General features: G+C 55.2%; 19 protein-coding genes and 1 riboswitch. Of the genes, 10 read left to right on the forward strand and 9 right to left on the reverse strand.

What is annotated here, in order from left to right:
- The first annotated feature begins 296 nt into the window (after positions 1–296).
- Positions 297–1145, forward strand: coding sequence for an ABC transporter substrate-binding protein (locus ELY38_RS06125; RefSeq protein ID WP_127060623.1), 849 nt, complete (start codon positions 297–299; stop codon positions 1143–1145).
- Positions 1146–1212: 67 nt separating this feature from the next.
- On the opposite strand, the gene ELY38_RS06130 is transcribed toward ELY38_RS06125, so the two are convergent.
- Positions 1213–1839, reverse strand: a complete 627-nt coding sequence (locus ELY38_RS06130) for a peroxidase-related enzyme (protein ID WP_246009077.1) — start codon at positions 1837–1839, stop codon at positions 1213–1215.
- 181 nt (positions 1840–2020) lie between these two features.
- On the opposite strand from ELY38_RS06130, the gene ELY38_RS06135 reads away from it, so the two are divergent.
- A complete protein-coding gene (locus ELY38_RS06135; RefSeq protein WP_127060624.1) occupies positions 2021–2494 on the forward strand; it encodes a YbaK/EbsC family protein in 474 nt (157 codons plus the stop codon).
- Positions 2495–2601: 107 nt separating this feature from the next.
- A riboswitch (FMN riboswitch) is annotated at positions 2602–2767 on the forward strand.
- Between the two features lie 107 nt (positions 2768–2874).
- A complete protein-coding gene (locus ELY38_RS06140) occupies positions 2875–3372 on the forward strand; it encodes a 6,7-dimethyl-8-ribityllumazine synthase (RefSeq protein WP_127060625.1) in 498 nt (165 codons plus the stop codon).
- Positions 3373–3423: 51 nt separating this feature from the next.
- Here the strand turns inward: ELY38_RS06140 and ELY38_RS06145 are convergent, their stop codons facing one another.
- Both ELY38_RS06145 and ELY38_RS06150 read right to left on the reverse strand, forming a co-directional pair.
- Positions 3424–3879 (reverse strand): rhodanese-like domain-containing protein, encoded by a 456-nt coding sequence (locus tag ELY38_RS06145; RefSeq protein ID WP_127060626.1) that lies wholly within the window; start codon positions 3877–3879, stop codon positions 3424–3426.
- A 2-nt stretch (positions 3880–3881) separates the two neighbouring features.
- Positions 3882–4337: a GNAT family N-acetyltransferase gene (locus tag ELY38_RS06150; RefSeq protein ID WP_127060627.1), complete on the reverse strand. Its 456-nt coding sequence runs from the start codon at positions 4335–4337 to the stop codon at positions 3882–3884.
- 92 nt (positions 4338–4429) lie between these two features.
- On the opposite strand from ELY38_RS06150, the gene pdxR reads away from it, so the two are divergent.
- From pdxR to ELY38_RS06175, 5 genes are all read left to right on the forward strand, one after another.
- Positions 4430–5908: a MocR-like pyridoxine biosynthesis transcription factor PdxR gene (pdxR, locus tag ELY38_RS06155; protein ID WP_127060628.1), complete on the forward strand. Its 1479-nt coding sequence runs from the start codon at positions 4430–4432 to the stop codon at positions 5906–5908.
- Between the two features lie 18 nt (positions 5909–5926).
- Entirely contained in the window at positions 5927–6535 is a 609-nt protein-coding gene (locus tag ELY38_RS06160) for a DNA-3-methyladenine glycosylase I (RefSeq protein WP_127060629.1), read from the forward strand.
- A 178-nt stretch (positions 6536–6713) separates the two neighbouring features.
- A complete protein-coding gene (pcsA, locus tag ELY38_RS06165; RefSeq protein WP_422822314.1) occupies positions 6714–7397 on the forward strand; it encodes a phosphatidylcholine synthase in 684 nt (227 codons plus the stop codon).
- A 34-nt stretch (positions 7398–7431) separates the two neighbouring features.
- Positions 7432–8124 (forward strand): uracil-DNA glycosylase family protein, encoded by a 693-nt coding sequence (locus tag ELY38_RS06170; RefSeq protein ID WP_127060631.1) that lies wholly within the window; start codon positions 7432–7434, stop codon positions 8122–8124.
- A gap of 69 nt (positions 8125–8193) precedes the next feature.
- A complete protein-coding gene (locus ELY38_RS06175) occupies positions 8194–8598 on the forward strand; it encodes a VOC family protein (protein ID WP_127060632.1) in 405 nt (134 codons plus the stop codon).
- On the opposite strand, the gene ELY38_RS06180 is transcribed toward ELY38_RS06175, so the two are convergent.
- Positions 8582–10042, reverse strand: coding sequence for an aminotransferase-like domain-containing protein (locus ELY38_RS06180; RefSeq protein ID WP_127060633.1), 1461 nt, complete (start codon positions 10040–10042; stop codon positions 8582–8584). The two genes, ELY38_RS06175 and ELY38_RS06180, sit on opposite strands and share 17 nt — an antisense overlap.
- A gap of 156 nt (positions 10043–10198) precedes the next feature.
- Between ELY38_RS06180 and ELY38_RS06185 the strand changes: the two genes are divergently transcribed.
- Both ELY38_RS06185 and ELY38_RS06190 read left to right on the forward strand, forming a co-directional pair.
- Positions 10199–10381, forward strand: coding sequence for a DUF1127 domain-containing protein (locus tag ELY38_RS06185; protein WP_127060634.1), 183 nt, complete (start codon positions 10199–10201; stop codon positions 10379–10381).
- Positions 10382–10385: 4 nt separating this feature from the next.
- Positions 10386–11258, forward strand: coding sequence for a PhzF family phenazine biosynthesis protein (locus ELY38_RS06190; RefSeq protein WP_127060635.1), 873 nt, complete (start codon positions 10386–10388; stop codon positions 11256–11258).
- A 68-nt stretch (positions 11259–11326) separates the two neighbouring features.
- On the opposite strand, the gene ELY38_RS06195 is transcribed toward ELY38_RS06190, so the two are convergent.
- The 5 genes from ELY38_RS06195 to ELY38_RS06215 form a co-directional block, all read right to left on the reverse strand.
- Positions 11327–11725 (reverse strand): Hsp20/alpha crystallin family protein, encoded by a 399-nt coding sequence (locus ELY38_RS06195; RefSeq protein WP_127060636.1) that lies wholly within the window; start codon positions 11723–11725, stop codon positions 11327–11329.
- Between the two features lie 36 nt (positions 11726–11761).
- Positions 11762–12223 (reverse strand): Hsp20/alpha crystallin family protein, encoded by a 462-nt coding sequence (locus tag ELY38_RS06200; RefSeq protein ID WP_127060637.1) that lies wholly within the window; start codon positions 12221–12223, stop codon positions 11762–11764.
- Positions 12224–12696: 473 nt separating this feature from the next.
- A complete protein-coding gene (gene hmuQ / locus ELY38_RS06205; RefSeq protein WP_127060638.1) occupies positions 12697–12999 on the reverse strand; it encodes a heme-degrading protein HmuQ in 303 nt (100 codons plus the stop codon).
- A 248-nt stretch (positions 13000–13247) separates the two neighbouring features.
- A complete protein-coding gene (gene gabT, locus ELY38_RS06210) occupies positions 13248–14519 on the reverse strand; it encodes a 4-aminobutyrate--2-oxoglutarate transaminase (protein ID WP_127060639.1) in 1272 nt (423 codons plus the stop codon).
- Positions 14520–14530: 11 nt separating this feature from the next.
- Positions 14531–15982: an NAD-dependent succinate-semialdehyde dehydrogenase gene (locus ELY38_RS06215; protein WP_127060640.1), complete on the reverse strand. Its 1452-nt coding sequence runs from the start codon at positions 15980–15982 to the stop codon at positions 14531–14533.
- Positions 15983–16023 lie beyond the last annotated feature (41 nt).

Genomic DNA, 16023 nt, shown 5'->3' on the forward strand with positions numbered 1-16023 from the left:
AAAACTTAGTCTACGCATTAAAAACCTCACCTAATTAAGTTACGAAAAAGATGGTTTTATAAAACTTCGCCTGATGGCAAACAACCATACCAGGAAGTTCATCAAGATGAACTTTTTAATACAGATACGCTAGATATCCTCTTGAAAACCTATTTAAAGAGCCAACTCGTAGGTCACATGGGGCATAGCGTTTTTCGCAACACTCTGTTCCACATACGCTTAGTGACAACACTTTTGTTCCTTGAGAATATGAGAAAAAATCTCATATACAAATATTTCTCATGAACGGAGTCGCTATGAAAACTAAGGTATTGGCCACCTCCCTGCTGCTATCTGTTGCAAGTGCTGCCGCCTATGGCGAAGATCGCGTTGCCACTTTTGATCTCGGCAGCCTGGACACGCTGGACGAGTTGGGATTAAGCGAGCAGGTAGTGGGCGTTCCTCAGCAGAACCTTCCCGAATATCTTTCCCAGTATGAAGATGAGCGCTATACCGACATCGGCGGCTTACGTTCGCCTGATATCGAAGCGCTCAATGCTAGCAAGCCGCAACTGATTCTCTTCACCGGCCGCCAAGGTGAATGGCAACAAGAAATGGAAGTGATCGCCCCTATGCTGAATACCAGCGTTCAAGGCGACGACTACCTGACGGCGTTTGACGATAATGTTCACCAGATCGCCAACCGGCTACACGCCGAAGCGCGCGCTGAACAAGCGCTTGAAGAACTGCATGCCCACATCGAGAAACAGCGTCAGGCACTGGCCGACGCGCCGCGTGTACTGGCCGCTACCCACAATCAGGGCGGCCTGACACTTAATACGCACCCGGTAATACACGATGTGCTGGGCCTTGGAACCCTCGACATGCCTGACAGCGTTACCAGCGAAACGCGTAGCAGCCGCACGTTTACGCCGCTGTCCCCGGAAGCTATCGCCGAGATTAAGCCCGACGTAATACTGATTGTTGATCGTAGCGCGGCAATTGGTGATGAGCCTGCGGATATGGAAGCCCTGGAACACATATTGGAGGAGGCAGGCGCCTCAGATGTACGCCTGGTTAGCCTGACCCCAGCGCTTTGGTATCTCTCAGGTGGCGGCCTGCAAAGCTTGAAAATGCAAATCGATGAGGTTGTCGACGCTCTGTAAGCCAATGCAGCTTATGAGTGATCAAGCCCCTGGACTGTTTTTGGCAGCCAGGGGGTTGCAATCAATATCATCGTCCCAGCATATAGAACTCATCGTTTGCCCGCATGTTGGCGACATTGGCCAAGCGGTTGGACATACCGAAAAAAGCCGTGATCGACACAATATCCCACATATCCTCTTCGCTGAAGCCATGTGCTGCCAGGGTAGCAAAATCCTCCTCTCCTATTGCATAGGCCTGTTGGGTTACCTTCAAGGCGAAACCTAGCATTGCCTTTTGCCGCGCTGAAATATCCGCTTTTCGGTAGTTAAGTGCCACCTGATCCGCTACCAGTGGGTTTTTAGCGCGAATACGTAAAATAGCCCCATGTGCAATCACACAGTACTGGCACTGGTTGGCGGCACTGGTTGCCACGACAATCATTTCCCGCTCAGCAAGTGATAGGTTGCCCGGCTTCTCCATCAGCGCATCGTGATACGCGAAGAAAGCTCGGAACTCATCAGGACGGTGTGCCAGGGCAAGAAATACGTTGGGAATAAACCCGGCTTTTTCATGTACTGCCTCAATGCGTTCGCGAATATCAGCGGGCAACTCACCCAAGGGAGGAACGGGAAAGCGGCTGATCGGCTGACTCACCTGACGGCTTTCATGCTGTTCTTTATTCGACTCACTCATCTCTTTATTCGGCCCATTCATCAGGGCCGCCTCATTGTTGTTATTGGGGTGACTACATGCTTAACACTAGGGCGGAAGCTCAAAAGACACAATACGGCATGGGAGCGTAACGTAACGCTCACTTCCCCCCTCATGCCCGTCTGGATTGGCTGACTTGGACAAAGCACGTTAACCTGAAACTAAACTGTTCAAGGAGCCATCTATGAGTTTACTAACCGCTCGCAGTTTTCTGGCAGAGTACGCCCCTGATCTCAAGATTATCGAGCTGGAAAACAGCGTCCCAAACGTACAACAGGCTGCCGACGCCCACGGCATAGTGCCCGGCCAGATAGCCAAGACGCTGGCATTCAAGATCGGTGAGAACCCTTTGCTGGTTGTGGTCAGCGGCGATGTCCAGATTGATAGCGCCAAGTTTCAAGATACCTTTGGCGGCGAGGCGACGCTGCTCGATGACGAAACAGTCATGGAGCTTACCAGCCATCCGGCTGGTGGCGTTTGCCCGTTTGGGTTAGTCACCGACCTACCGATATACTGCGATAAATCGCTTCAGCACTTTGATGAAGTGCTGTCTGCCGCTGGCTCACCTGACAGCGCTGTTCGCATATGCCCTTCGCGGCTGGCTGAGCTGGTCAATGCTGAATGGGTAGACGTGTGCTCTCCCGCTGATGCTCCCTAGACCGGCTTTACGTTTTAGCTTTCAGAGACTCAACGGCCCTCTGGCTGAGCCTTTACAATCAGCGTAAGATAGACAGGTTGATATCCAGCCATAGTGCAGATACAGCAACACGTTCTCAGGGCGGGGTGAAAGTCCCCACCGGCGGTGATGGTGCCTTTCGCTTACGAAAGCGGCCTAAGCCCGCGAGCGCTCAAGGAGTCTACCTCCTCGAGGTCAGCAGATTCGGTGAGAACCCGAAGCCGACGGTGATAGTCCGGATGAAAGAGAACGGCATCGATTAAACGACGCCCTCACGGTGAAAGCCGCCGGGAGCGTGCGTTATGCCTTATGACAGATGCCGCATGCCCTGATTCTGGTACCACTTACCCAAGAGAATGACCATGAATCAGACCTTTCCCTTAGCACTTTCCTCGCATACCACGTCCCAGCGCATCGCGTTTATTCAGGGCCATTGGCACAACGATATCGTTGGTCAAGCCTACCAGGCGTTTATCGAGGAAGTGGAGCGCAACGGCTTAAATGCTGATCAAGTGGATACGTTTACCGTTTCAGGCGCGTATGAAATTCCGCTGCAAGCCAAGGTGCTCGCCGAGAGCGGCCGCTATGGTGCCATCGTAGGAGCCGGCTTTGTGGTAGATGGCGGCATCTATCGCCACGACTTCGTCGCCCACGCGGTGATCGATGGCATGATGCGCGTTCAACTCGATACCCAAGTGCCGGTCATTTCGGTGGTACTCACGCCGCACCACTTCCATGAGCACGGCACCCATCACGACTTCTACTTCCAGCACTTCCTGGCAAAAGGCAAAGAAGCCGCCCAGGCGTGTCTGAACACCATGGAAAACCTGCACCGCGCGCGCAAGCTAAGCGACGCGTGAGTGGCTCGAGCCCGGCAAGCGCCGGGCTCGTCAGACCTTCTGCCGTATGTACTAACAGCCACACTCGGTGAGAGACGCTTTCAACAGCGTACCGCGCGAATCACCTGCTTGCACCGGATGCCCATCGCGACGCCAGAAATCCAAACCGCCTAGCAGCTCTTTTACTTTGAAGCCTGCGCTGGCAAGCTTCCAAGCCCCTTTGGTGGAGCCATTGCAGCCAATTCCATCGCAGTAAGTAATATACACTCGAGAGGCATCAAGCGTTGTTAGCCGTTCAGGTGCCATCTCTCGATGTGGGAAGCTGACCGCCCCGGGAATATGCCCAGCACAATAGTTTTCGAAGCTGCGAGTATCGATTACCACAATTTCGTCAATGCCATTGGCCAGATCCTGCGCTACATCCCAAGCATCCGCGTGGTAGCAGAGCTTGTCGTACATCGCCTGTGCCATACGGACAGGCGTAGCAGGAGGAAAAGCCAATACTGAAGACTTCATTTGCTCGGTCATACTCACCCCTTATTCACATCCAGCAGATAGCTATGAAACGCGGTATTACGCTGCCAGCCAAGTGACTCATACAGGCGTTGCGCGCGTTCATTCTCCACCTGTGTCATCAGCACCAACCGTGCGACGCCATGTTCGCGAGCAAGCGTTGCGGCAGCGTCCATCAGCGCCCGGCCCGCCCCTTGGCCACGGCTTCCAGACGATACGTAAAGATCGTTCAGCGTCCACCGCGCATTGAGACCTACCGTGGATAGGCCGGGATAGAGTTGCACGAAACCACTAACATTCCCCTCCACGTCTTCGCTGACCAAAATAAACGAATCTCCCAACCCGAAACGCTGACTTAAGAAATGGCGAACGCCATTCAGATCGCTTTCCTGCTGATAAAATTGACGATAGTCATCCAGCAGTGCACTAAGCGCATCTAAGTCATCCAGCACAGCAGCCCGAACGTTATGCATGGTGGCACTCCTTAAAAAGATGTTGGTATAGACAGTCTCTCGTTATAGTGGCCCTTATAGAAGAACCACTTTATTCAATAGCGAGGGAACCAGTGAAGCAGCGAACGCCGTCTAGTGAATGGCTCATTGATGCCTTGGCGCTGCGTGTAGATGCCGGAGGAGCAACCTCTTTGGTACACCAGCTTTACAGCACGCTGCGCCGCTGGATTCAGCATGGCGAGCTGGCCGCCGGAAGCGATTTACCTTCCTCACGGCACTTGGCTCGCGGCCTGGGTATTAGCCGTAATACCGTGCTGTCGGCGATGGATCGTCTGTTAGCTGAGGGTTTGGTTGTCTCCCGGCGGGGCGCAGGGATGTACGTGGCCAATCTGCCTACCCTACCGGCTCCTGCCAAGCCGCTTTCTGAAGCCGCGTTTAGCTACTCAGCCCGCGGGCAGGCGTTAATTGATCGTTGCGGTACGCTAAGCCAACACTACCAAGCCTTTGCGCCGGGCGTGCCGGGGCTGGATCTATTTCCCCACGCTCAGTGGCAGCGCCTTTTAAGGCGCCACTATCGCCAGGCCGATACCGCGTGGCTTTCGTATCAAACCGATGGCGGCTTGCCCGCGCTTAAAGAGGCATTGTGCGATTACCTGACGCTTTCCCGCGCGGTGCGCTGTATTCCTGAGCAGATCGTGATCACCCAAGGTGCGCAGCAGGCATTCGAGCTGGTGGCCCAACTGCTGACCGATAGCGGCGATACAGTATGGATGGAAGAACCTGGCTACGGCGGCGCGCAAGCCTGCTTTTTAGCAGCGGGTTTGAATATCGTCCCCGTTCCGGTCGATGAAGAAGGGCTGAACCCTTCACGCTGCCCAGCCAACACACCTTCGCCGCGCTTGATCTACGTGACGCCTTCTCACCAATACCCCAGCGGCGTCACCATGCCGGTTCCCCGGCGCCTGGTGTTACTGGAGCATGCGGCAAGGCACGGCGCCTGGGTAGTTGAGGATGACTACGACAGCGAGTTTCGCTACGACACGCCGCCCACACCGTCGCTTCAGGGCTTATCGGAACAGGCATCCGTCATCTATATCGGCACATTCAGCAAGGTGCTCTACCCGGGGCTTAGGCTGGGTTATATCGTCCTGCCCGCAACATTGGCGAATACGTTCCGACTGGCCCACGCCCGCCTACACCGCGAAGGCAATTACCCGATGCAATCTGCACTGGCGGAGTTTGTTGGCAAAGGTGGGTTTTCACGCCATATCGCCCGGATGCGCATTTGCTATCGCCAGCGCCAAGCCTGCCTGCGTCGCGCGCTGGCCCCCGCCATTGAGGCTGGGCTGAAACTCTCCTCAGGTCATGCCGGCATACATCTGGTCGCTGAGCTTGAGAGTGTGAACCAAGAAGCTCAGCTGGTTGGATTGGCCCAACAGGCCAACATTACCCTCTCCCCGCTATCCCGCTACTATCTGGGGCATCCCCAACGCGCAGGCCTTGTGCTGGGCTATGCGGGAGCGACGGAGGCTGAGCTAATGCGCGCGGGCCGCTGGCTCAGCCACGCATGGCTAAACCTGCAATCTACGTGAACGAATGAAGGAGCCGCTATGCCGAGCGAATATATTGCCCCCGATGGCCAATCACGCTGCTACTGGTGCGGCGGTGCACCGGAGTTTCTGCCTTACCACGATAACGAATGGGGCTTTCCCATTGATAACGACCAGCGCCTGTTCGAAAAGCTTTGCCTGGAGAGCTTCCAGTCGGGCTTAAGCTGGCGGACGATTCTCAACAAACGTGAAAACTTGCGCGCCGCCTTTCATCACTTCGATTTTCATCAGGTAGCACGTTTTGGTGAGCGCGACGTAGAGCGCCTACTGCAAGACGCGGGCATTATTCGTCATCGCGGCAAGATCGAAGCGGCGATCAACAATGCACAGCGAGCGCAGGACCTAGTCGCACAGGAAGGTTCGCTGGCCGCCTTTTTCTGGCGCTTCGAGCCCGCGCCTGATGCGTTAAAAGAGCCGCAGACCCAAACCGTCTCGCCTGAATCCATCGCCCTTTCCAAAGCGTTAAAGAAACGCGGCTGGAAGTTTATTGGCCCCACCACGGCTTTTGCATTGATGCAGGCGATGGGGCTTCTCAATGACCACTCGTACACCTGCATAACGCGTAAACGCGCAGAGCAGGCGCGGCAACAGTTCAAGCGCCCGGTATAAAAATCAGGAAAGCCACCCATTAACGGCTAACCTACCGGCGCATTTTCTGGAAGCATTCCTGTAGTAGTGTATCGTTCTTTAAGGCTTACCAATAAATTCAAAGGAAAGAGAACAACGCGTTCTCTATGGGGTTAATGTGGCTCAACCGATCTCTTCGCACACAGAATCCCGCGCTTCAATATGCAAGGCATGGAGCGTGCATATATTGACGGCCAGCGGGGTACTGCTGGGTACCATGGCACTGCTTGCCCTGATCGACAACAACCCGGTTGCCTGCCTGCTCTGGCTGGGGGCGGCAATGATGGTGGATGGTTTCGATGGCACCCTGGCTCGCAAGTACGAAGTGAAAGCTGTACTGCCCAATTTCGATGGCTCAACGCTGGATATGGTCATCGATTATCTTACCTGGGCATTTATTCCTGCCCTTTTCATCTACTACTTCATTGAATTGCCGCCCAATTCTTCATTGCTTGCAGTGTTCATCATCCTGCTGTCCTCCATGTTCTGCTTCTGCAACACCAATATGAAAAGCCAGGATAATTATTTTGTCGGCTTTCCGGCTGCCTGGAATATCGTCGCTGCCTATTTCTATATTCTCGATTTTCCGCCCTTACTGACATTTGCCACTATCATCTTTCTGGCTATCCTCACCGTGACGCGCATGAAGTTTCTTCACCCTTTCCGGGTGCGCTTGTTCATGCCACTCAACATCGCCGTCACGCTAGTGTGGTGTGTTTGCGCGACGTCGCTAATACTCTCAAGCCCCGAGCACGCCGCCTGGGCACTATGGGGATGGGGGCTTGCATCGGTTTATTTTATCGGTATGTGCCTGTGGCGGACGGCCCAGGAGTGGTTCGATTGAACCAGACGCCCGGTTGCAACAAGGAGTATGCAAAATGCCACTTACCCCACGTCAGCAGGAGAGATTCAAGGCCCTGGCAGCAGAGATCGAGGGAATCGATGTTGAAGTCTACGAGCGCTTCGAGCGCGATCCGCTGGAGCCGATCATCGGGCTTGGCAAGCCGAACCTGCGCATCGGCTTTTTCGGGCGCGACCCGGGTCGCGATGAAGTGCGCCATGGCGAACCCTTTATCGGTGCTGGCGGACAATTGGTCAGAAAGGCGCTTTACGAGCAGCTCTACGGCGAGACGATGCCGGATTTCGAGGCATCAAAAGCGGTGGGCGAGCACTTTTTCTGGATCAATACCGTTCCTTACAAGCCTGTTGGCAACAAGGCGTGGTCAATGAAGATCAAGCGCCACTTTCACGGCCTGATGAACGAGGTGCTGATCTCACGCTGGGAAGGACGAACGTTGATTACGCTAGGACGCGAAGCCTTCCTGTGGTTCGGGATCAATCGCCCAAAAGAGGAGCGCGACAGGCTGGAAGCCTTCTGGAAGCAAGAGGATCGCTTTGAAAGTAGCATCGAGGTGACGCTAGAGGATGATCAGGGTGAAGCGCAAACCTTTACGCTCTATCCGCTGCCGCACCCCTCCCCTCTCAATCAAACCTGGTATGCGCGCTTTCCGGGGCTCTTGAAGCAGCGCCTGGAACAGCTAGATGTTCGTCAGGACAATCTCACCCTGTGACGACAACGCAGAGCAGACACGGCAACCGTTTCAGCGACCAGTTTAAGACAATCAATAAAGGGCACCGCCATGAAACCCAAGATCAGCCTGATTACTCTCGGTGTGCATGACTTAAAGCGTGCCATCCAGTTCTATCGGGATGGCCTGGGGCTACCAGAACATGAGACAGACAGCGACGAAGTAGCCTTTTTCAAGATGGAAGGCGCCTGGTTATCGCTCTTTCCCAGAACGTCATTGGCTAAGGATATCGGCATTGCCGACGACTCAAAAGGTGGTTTTAGTGGTATCACGCTGGCCCACAACGTCGCTAGCCAAGACGCTGTTGATCAGGTGCTCGAACAAGCGATTGCCGCAGGCGCCGAGCTGATCAAACCAGCCGAAAAGGTATTTTGGGGCGGTTATTCCGGTTATTTCCGCGACCCTGAAGGCCACTACTGGGAAGTCGCCTACAACCCCTTTATGGATCTGACGTAAGTCTGCCCAGGCTCACTTCATGCTCCAACGCCTCGTTCACCATCGCCGTGGCAAGCTCGCCCACGCTGCGCACGGCGTCCTCCAAGGCGGGCGTCAGTGTAAAGGCGTAGTTCAAACGCAGACATTGGCGAAACTTGCCCGAAGCGGAAAACAGCGAGCCAGGGGCCACGTGGAGTCTCTTTTGTGCCAGCCGCTCATTAAGGCGCACACAATCCACCGCTGCAGGCAACTCCACCCATAGCAAAAAACTCCCTTGCGGGTAGCTAATCCCCGAGCCTTCAGGGAAATAGCGCTGCACCCAACTGATCATGATGTCCCGTTGGCGCTGGTACTGGCGGGCGGCATAGCGAAGATGGCGCTCGTAGTACCCTTTGGCCACGAACTCCGCCACCGCCAGCTGTGGCAGCGTGGCCGACGCCCCGGTGGAGACGTACTTCATGTGCAGCGCTTGATCACGATAGCGCCCCGGCGCCAGCCAGCCTACCCGCAAGCCTGGCCCCACCGTTTTGGAAAAGCCGCTGCACAGCAGTACGCGCCCGTCGTCATCAAAGGATTTAATGGTGCGTGGTCTGGGCTGGGCGAACGCTAGGTCGCCGTAGATATCATCTTCGATGATCGCGACATCAAAGCGCTGGGCAAGCTGAAACAGCGCCCTCTTACGCGCCTCAGGCATCGTATATCCCAGTGGATTATTGAACGTAGGCGTCACCTGTATCGCGCGAATGGGCCACTGTTCAAGCGCCAGCTCTAACGCCTCCAGGCTGATACCGGTTTGCGGATCAGTAGGTATTTCCAGCGCCTTGAGCCCGTTGGCCTTGAGAATCTGCATGGTGCCGTAGAAGCTGGGTGAATCCACCGCCACCACATCGCCGGGCTGGGTGAGCGTGCGCAGCGAGATCGCAAGCGCCTCCTGACAGCCGGTAGTGACCATGATGTCATCGGGATGGAGTAAACAGCCAGAAGCCACCGCCAGCCGTACCACCTGTTGGCGAAGCTCGGGGCTGCCGCTCAGCTTATCGTAATTAAAGCCATTGAAATCAATACTGCGATGCAGGCCAGCAAGAATCTTCGACAGCGGTTTTAGCGTTTCATAATCAAGGTTTGGCACGCCACGACCCAACAAAAGCCGGTCGTCGTCACGCTGTGTGGCGACAAGCTCCAGCACCTGATCCCATTGAGAAATATCCAACGGCCGCTGGGCGGGGCGAGACACTGACGGCAGTACGTTAGGCACCCGGCTTGGCAGTACGAAATAGCCTGACTTAGGCCGCGACTCGATCAGGGCAGTATCTATTAACTGACGGTAGGCTTCCTGGGCGGTGGAAATACCGACGTCCATCTCCTCACAAACAGCACGAATAGAAGGAAGGCGGTCACCCACACGATAAATGCCGTGTTCGATGCGATCACGCAATACAGCGGCGACCTCCTCATAGCGCGTCATGATACTTCCTCTTTCCAAGCAATACAGTTGATCGTTAAAGCAGGCATACACCGGTATAACATAGGCCATCTGTATCTTTAAAATACATAACTCTATATCTGTATTGCAAATAGCGTACTGAGTACCCTGAACAGGCAAACCACTGGAGGAACCACTATGCCTCGCTTCAGCCTCACTCGGCTTCGCTATCAACTACGTCGCTATCGTGAAGATCGCCGCAGCCGCCGCCAATTGCTAGCACTCGATGACCGGCTACTAAACGATATTGGTGTTACTCGTGCACAGGCGCAAAAAGAGAGCCGAAAAGCGTTTTGGAAACGCGCACCTTTAGAGAGATAGTTAAATGAAAACCACAGAATATTACCTACTGGATGTATTTACCGATCAACCTTTCTCGGGCAATCAGCTGGCCGTCTTTTTAAATGCTGACGGGCTGCCAGCCGCAACCATGCAATCGATTGCCCATGAGCTTAATCTTGCCGAGACGGTGTTCTTAAGTGCGCCCATTGAGCCAAACCACTACCCGATGCGGATATTTACACCCACCTCAGAGTTGCCGTTTGCCGGGCACCCCACGGTCGGTACCGCCCAGCTTCTTGCCAAGCTTGGCTTGGTAAATCGTGAGCAGACGCTGGTGCTCCATCCGCCCGTGGGTGAGCTACCCATTCGTTATTCAGGTGAGAAAGCCGCTTTCACCACCGCCCGACCCGCCAGCATTACACCTAGCCCATTGGATCAGAAAGCGGCGGCCGCATTGCTAGGTCTGCAAAGCCACCAAGTCATCGACAAGCCAGTTATCTCATCCTGTGGGCTGGCTTTCCATCTTATTCAGTTGAGCGACCCAGCGGCCCTAAAAAACATACAAATATCAGCAGCCATATGGGCAGACACCGTTGCTCCGAGCGGTATTGAGCAGATATACCTCTATGTAACGGAGACGTCTGACAGCTCAGAAACAACGCTTCGCAGCCGTATGTTCTCCAGAGAGCATGGCCTGTGTGAAGATCCTGCCACCGGCAGCGCCGCAGCAGCGTTGACTGGGTACTTGGCCTCGACCCAGACAAGCCCCTTATGCTTACAAATCCATCAAGGAGTAGAGATGGGGCGACCCAGTGTTATTTATACTGCGGCCAATGGCGACATCAAGCCTGGTTTTGTTCACGTAGGCGGTAACGCGGTGATAGTGGGTAAGGGTGAGTTTTACGTAGAACAGTAGCCAATAAGGGCATAAAAAAGAGTGCCTACGGAATCGCAAGCACTCTGCTGTTACTCAGGCGCCAATTTTTATGCCGCCTGGACTTCAATACGCCGCGTGCGATGGCTATCCTTTTTGGGCAGCGTTAGCGTCAGCACACCATTGACGATAGTGGCGGTAATAGCATCACTGTCCACTTCGTGACTAAGGCTAAAACGCCGTGCGAAACGCTGGCCCCGTACCTCGGCGTGGAGCGCACTTAGCCCTTCGGTCATATCTAACGCTATCCTTCCTTCCACACTCAGTATGTTGTTGTCGAGCTCTACCTTAAGCGTTTCGTGAGTAACGCCGGGCATATCAGCCACCAGCTTGAGGGCATTGGATTCCTCAACAATATCCACTGCTGGCAGTAGGGCTTCCTGCTCGCGCTTCTCATCACCACGTGGTTGAAGCGAAGAACGGTTAGATGAAAGAACAACGTTATTCATGATTTATTCCTCCTTATCAAGGTTAATAAACATGATTTACGCCGCCTGGACTTCAATACGGCGCGGTTTGAGCTCCTCCCGTTTAGGCAGAACGATCTCGAACACGCCATGCGCATGGCGCGCCTCTGCACGCTCGGCATCCAATCCGTCTGGTAGGGCTATAGACCGTACGAACTCACCACTGGCACGTTCGCGGCGAAACACCGGGCGCGAGCTTCCATCCTCATTGCTACCCATTACGGAGTCGCGCTTGCCACGCAAAGTGAGCACATTGTCCTGGACATCGATGGTCAGATCCGATGGTGCCAAACCCGCAGCAAATACGTATACCCGCACGGTATCGTCGCTACGCGCTACGTTGATCATTGGAAAACTGCCCCGTGGCACCGCGCGAATATCCATCGCATTGCCGTCGGAAAAAAAGCCGTCCAGCAACTGGCGGAGCCAGTCAAACTGCTGGGCAGAGCCAGTTTCAAAACGCTTGAGATCATCGAACATATCGAATACCTCCTACGCTAGGCAGATTATAAGAGGAGGCCGTTACGCCAGAGACGCAGCGCCTCCGCAATTCTCGAAATAGGAGCATTCAACTGACTTTCAAGGGCTCGAATAGCAATTTTTTTGTTTTTTTTAACTGCCTTGCTTGACTGATTAATAGTGTGTCAAAGAGCAGTTTGAGCCGGGTATGTATAGCTTGGTACTAGATTTTTTGAGGGTAAGGAAGCTTGGCGCTAAAGTTGAGCGGTTGGATGGGCAGTCATAGCCGATAATTGACCCAGGCTTTCAAAATATTATTCAACGTAGGCAAGATACCTCGCTTTCTGACTACCTCGCAGCCTGACACAAGCGCAGCGAGCTAGTCACACAGATGGCGGGCTTTCAACAGCGTTTTAATCTTTTGGTACGCCCAGCTGTTGGAGCGCTATTTGCCACCGCCAACGATAGCATCAAACTCAGAATAACCGCCGCGGTTACAGCACCACCTCATAGCCTTCAAACTTGGGCGGGCCAAGGTAGATGCCTTCCGGTGACTTGGCACCAGCGTGGGCTTTGCGGAAAGCTTCCGACTGGGTCCACGCCCGAAAGGCGTCTTCTGACTCCCATACGCTATGGGAAATGAACACCGTGTGATCTTCTTGAGTGGCACCTTGCAGCATCTTGAACTGTTTAAAGCCCGGAACTTCATCAAGGTGGGAGTCGCGGTTACGCCATACTTCCAGAAAGTCCTCTTCGCGGCCTGGAGCAATCCGGAAACGGTTCATCGCGATATACATTATGACTCTCCTGTTAAGTTGGTTATGAAGCGACAACTTGATAATAACGTCACGGTTTAGCGACGCATAGCCCTCAACCGCTATGGTACGGTATGGCTAAGGCACCCATTCAGTTCGTTTGGTTCAAACGAAATTTATCTACGCGTACTTGCATTGCCTAGCGAAGGGTGCCTAAACCAGAAGCCCGCCAGTCGCCAGCACTTTCGCTGTTTGACGATGGCGGGCTTGTTGAGGCCTGGTAGGCAGTATTAACCAAGCGCTTCCAGGGACTGCTCAATAATGTTTAAGCCCTCTTCCAGCACCTCTGAAGATACGGTCAGCGGCACTAGAATGCGGATGCTGTTGCCGTAGAAGCCGCAGGAAAGCAGGATCAGTCCCTTTTCACGTGCCTTGGCACACACTTGTTGGGTTAACTCGGGAGAAGGCTTGCCCTCCCCATCAAGCAGCTCAAAGGCCGCCATGGCACCCAGCTGGCGGCCATGAGCAACCGCGGGGAAGCGCTCTTCCCATACGCCAAAACGTTCAGCCAAGAGGCGACCCATCTGCTCGCTGCGCTCAAGGATACTTTCTTCCTCGATCACTTCAATGACCGCCAGCGCCGCCGCACAGGAGAGCGGGTTACCGCTGTAGGTGCCGCCCAGCGAGTTGGGGCCGGAGGCGTCCATCACGCAGGCACTGCCCACCACCGCGGAAAGCGGCATACCGTTGGCCAGGCTCTTGGCGGTGGTCAGAATATCCGCCTCGATGCCGCTATGTTCCAGCGCAAACAGCTTGCCAGTGCGCGCAAAGCCCGACTGCACTTCATCGGCGATCAACAGAATGCCGTGCTCATCACACAACGCGCGCAGCGCTTTCAGGTAATCCGGTGAGGCGATGTAGAAACCGCCTTCGCCCTGAACCGGCTCAATCACAATCGCCGCCGTGCGGTGTGGGGCGATGTCGGTCTTAAATAGCGTGCGAATGGCATTGAGTGAGGCTTCTTCACTGATGCCGTGCAAGGGGTTCGGGAATGGCGCGCGGAACACATCACCCGGCATCGGGCCGAAGTCATTCTTGTAGGGCAGCACCTTGCCAGTCATGGCGAGTGTCATCATGGTGCGGCCGTGGAAGGCGCCGTCAAAGGTGATGATGCCAGAGCGGCCAGTGGCGGCGCGCGCGATTTTCACGGCGTTTTCCAGCGCCTCAGCACCGGTGTTGACCAGCATGGCTTTACGCTCGGGTCCACGCACTGGGGTCAGTTCACAAAGCTTCTGGCACAGCTGAACATAAGGCGCGTAGGAAATTACCGCCGCACTGGTGTGCATAACCTTTTGCAGCTGAGCTTCGACCGCCGCGACGATTTTCGGATGACGGTGGCCCAGGTTGAGTACGCCGATACCGCCGGCGAAGTCGATCCAGCGGTTGCCATCGGCATCCCACAGCTCGGCGTTTTCAGCGCGCTCGGCAAAGGCGGTGTTGGAAGTTGCCGCGCCGTTGGCCACATAACGGTTTTTCAATTCGTTCAATTCGTGATTAGTCATGCCACTTCTCCTTATAGACCGCCGACGCAGACATATTTCAATTCAGTAAATTCATCAAGACCGTGGTGGGAGCCTTCGCGGCCAAGGCCGGACTCCTTCACGCCGCCGAACGGAGCCAGCTCAGTGGAAATCAGTCCTTCATTCACGCCGACCATGCCGTACTCAAGCGCTTCCATGGTGCGCCAGATGCGGCGATAGTCGGTGGCGTAGAAGTAGGCCGCCAAACCAAACGGCGTATCGTTGGCCATCTGGATGGCCTCTTCGTCCTGCTTGAAACGGAACACAGGCGCAACTGGGCCGAAGGTCTCTTCATCTGCCACGGCCATGGCGGTAGTGACATCAGCAAGTACGGTGGGCGTGAAGAAGCGTTCACCGGCGGCGTGGGGCTTGCCACCACACACAAGACGAGCACCGTGGCTCATGGCGTCATCCACATGGCGTTGTACTTTATCGACCGCAGCCTGATTGATCAGCGGGCCAATCACGCTACCGTCCGCCAGGCCATCACCCACCTTCAGTGCTTTCACCCGCTCGGTGAGCTTACTGACAAACGCATCGTAAATGCCGTCCTGTACCAGAAAGCGGTTGGTACATACACAGGTTTGCCCGGCGTTGCGGAATTTGGAGGCAATTGCGCCATCCACGGCAGCGTCCACATCGGCATCATCAAACACGATGAACGGCGCGTTGCCACCCAGCTCCATGGCAGTTTTCTTGACGGTGCTCGCACACTGGGCAAGCAGGCGCTTGCCCACCGGCGTGGAGCCGGTAAACGACACCTTGCGTACGCGTGGATCAGTAGTCAGCACCTCGCCCACGTCCGCCGGTTTCGAGGCGGTCACCACGTTGATAGTACCCGCCGGCAGGCCCGCTTCCAGCGCCAGGTAAGCAGCAGCTAATGCGGTAAGCGGCGTGGCTTCGGCGGGTTTGATGACCACAGTGCAGCCTGCGGCAAGTGCCGGAGCGCACTTGCGGGTAATCATCGCCAACGGGAAGTTCCACGGCGTAATAGCGGCGACTACCCCTACCGGCTCGCGCAGCACTAAAAGGCGCTTGTCGGCGCCGTGGCTAGGCAGGGTTTCCCCCGCCATGCGCTTGGCTTCTTCAGCAAAAAATTCGATAAACGAGGCACCGTAGGTGACTTCGCCTTTGGCTTCCGCCAGCGGCTTGCCCTGCTCCAAGGTCATCAGTCGGGCAAGGTCGTCGGCGTGCTCAATGATTAGTTCAAACCAGCGGCGCAGCAGAGCCGAGCGTTGTTTGACCGGCGTGGCGCGCCAGGCAACGCCAGCGTTGTAGGCAGCGGTCACGGCATCGCGGGTATCTTCTGCGCCAAGCTCTGCCACGCGGGCAATAGTTTCGCCGGTTGCGGGGTTGTCCACGGCAAAGGTTTGCTGACCGGTACGCCATTCGCTGCCGATCAGTGCGGGGACGGCTTCGTACAACCACTGTTCGATAAAGCTCATACAATGCTCCTCTATCTCAGGCTCATAGGCTCGTAGGATGG

Source organism: Vreelandella nanhaiensis (genome assembly GCF_003990185.1).
Lineage (GTDB): Bacteria > Pseudomonadota > Gammaproteobacteria > Pseudomonadales > Halomonadaceae > Vreelandella > Vreelandella nanhaiensis.

Excerpts from the sequence above, each read along its gene's own strand:
- ELY38_RS06125 (WP_127060623.1), top strand. The coding sequence starts at position 297 with ATGAAAACTAAGGTATTGGCCACCTCCCTGCTGCTATCTGTTGCAAGT.
- ELY38_RS06130 (WP_246009077.1), bottom strand. The coding sequence starts at position 1,839 with ATGAATGGGCCGAATAAAGAGATGAGTGAGTCGAATAAAGAACAGCAT.
- ELY38_RS06135 (WP_127060624.1), top strand. The coding sequence starts at position 2,021 with ATGAGTTTACTAACCGCTCGCAGTTTTCTGGCAGAGTACGCCCCTGAT.
- ELY38_RS06140 (WP_127060625.1), top strand. The coding sequence starts at position 2,875 with ATGAATCAGACCTTTCCCTTAGCACTTTCCTCGCATACCACGTCCCAG.
- ELY38_RS06145 (WP_127060626.1), bottom strand. The coding sequence starts at position 3,879 with ATGACCGAGCAAATGAAGTCTTCAGTATTGGCTTTTCCTCCTGCTACG.
- ELY38_RS06150 (WP_127060627.1), bottom strand. The coding sequence starts at position 4,337 with ATGCATAACGTTCGGGCTGCTGTGCTGGATGACTTAGATGCGCTTAGT.
- ELY38_RS06160 (WP_127060629.1), top strand. The coding sequence starts at position 5,927 with ATGCCGAGCGAATATATTGCCCCCGATGGCCAATCACGCTGCTACTGG.
- ELY38_RS06170 (WP_127060631.1), top strand. The coding sequence starts at position 7,432 with ATGCCACTTACCCCACGTCAGCAGGAGAGATTCAAGGCCCTGGCAGCA.
- ELY38_RS06175 (WP_127060632.1), top strand. The coding sequence starts at position 8,194 with ATGAAACCCAAGATCAGCCTGATTACTCTCGGTGTGCATGACTTAAAG.
- ELY38_RS06180 (WP_127060633.1), bottom strand. The coding sequence starts at position 10,042 with ATGACGCGCTATGAGGAGGTCGCCGCTGTATTGCGTGATCGCATCGAA.
- ELY38_RS06185 (WP_127060634.1), top strand. The coding sequence starts at position 10,199 with ATGCCTCGCTTCAGCCTCACTCGGCTTCGCTATCAACTACGTCGCTAT.
- ELY38_RS06190 (WP_127060635.1), top strand. The coding sequence starts at position 10,386 with ATGAAAACCACAGAATATTACCTACTGGATGTATTTACCGATCAACCT.
- ELY38_RS06195 (WP_127060636.1), bottom strand. The coding sequence starts at position 11,725 with ATGAATAACGTTGTTCTTTCATCTAACCGTTCTTCGCTTCAACCACGT.
- ELY38_RS06200 (WP_127060637.1), bottom strand. The coding sequence starts at position 12,223 with ATGTTCGATGATCTCAAGCGTTTTGAAACTGGCTCTGCCCAGCAGTTT.
- hmuQ (WP_127060638.1), bottom strand. The coding sequence starts at position 12,999 with ATGTATATCGCGATGAACCGTTTCCGGATTGCTCCAGGCCGCGAAGAG.
- gabT (WP_127060639.1), bottom strand. The coding sequence starts at position 14,519 with ATGACTAATCACGAATTGAACGAATTGAAAAACCGTTATGTGGCCAAC.
- ELY38_RS06215 (WP_127060640.1), bottom strand. The coding sequence starts at position 15,982 with ATGAGCTTTATCGAACAGTGGTTGTACGAAGCCGTCCCCGCACTGATC.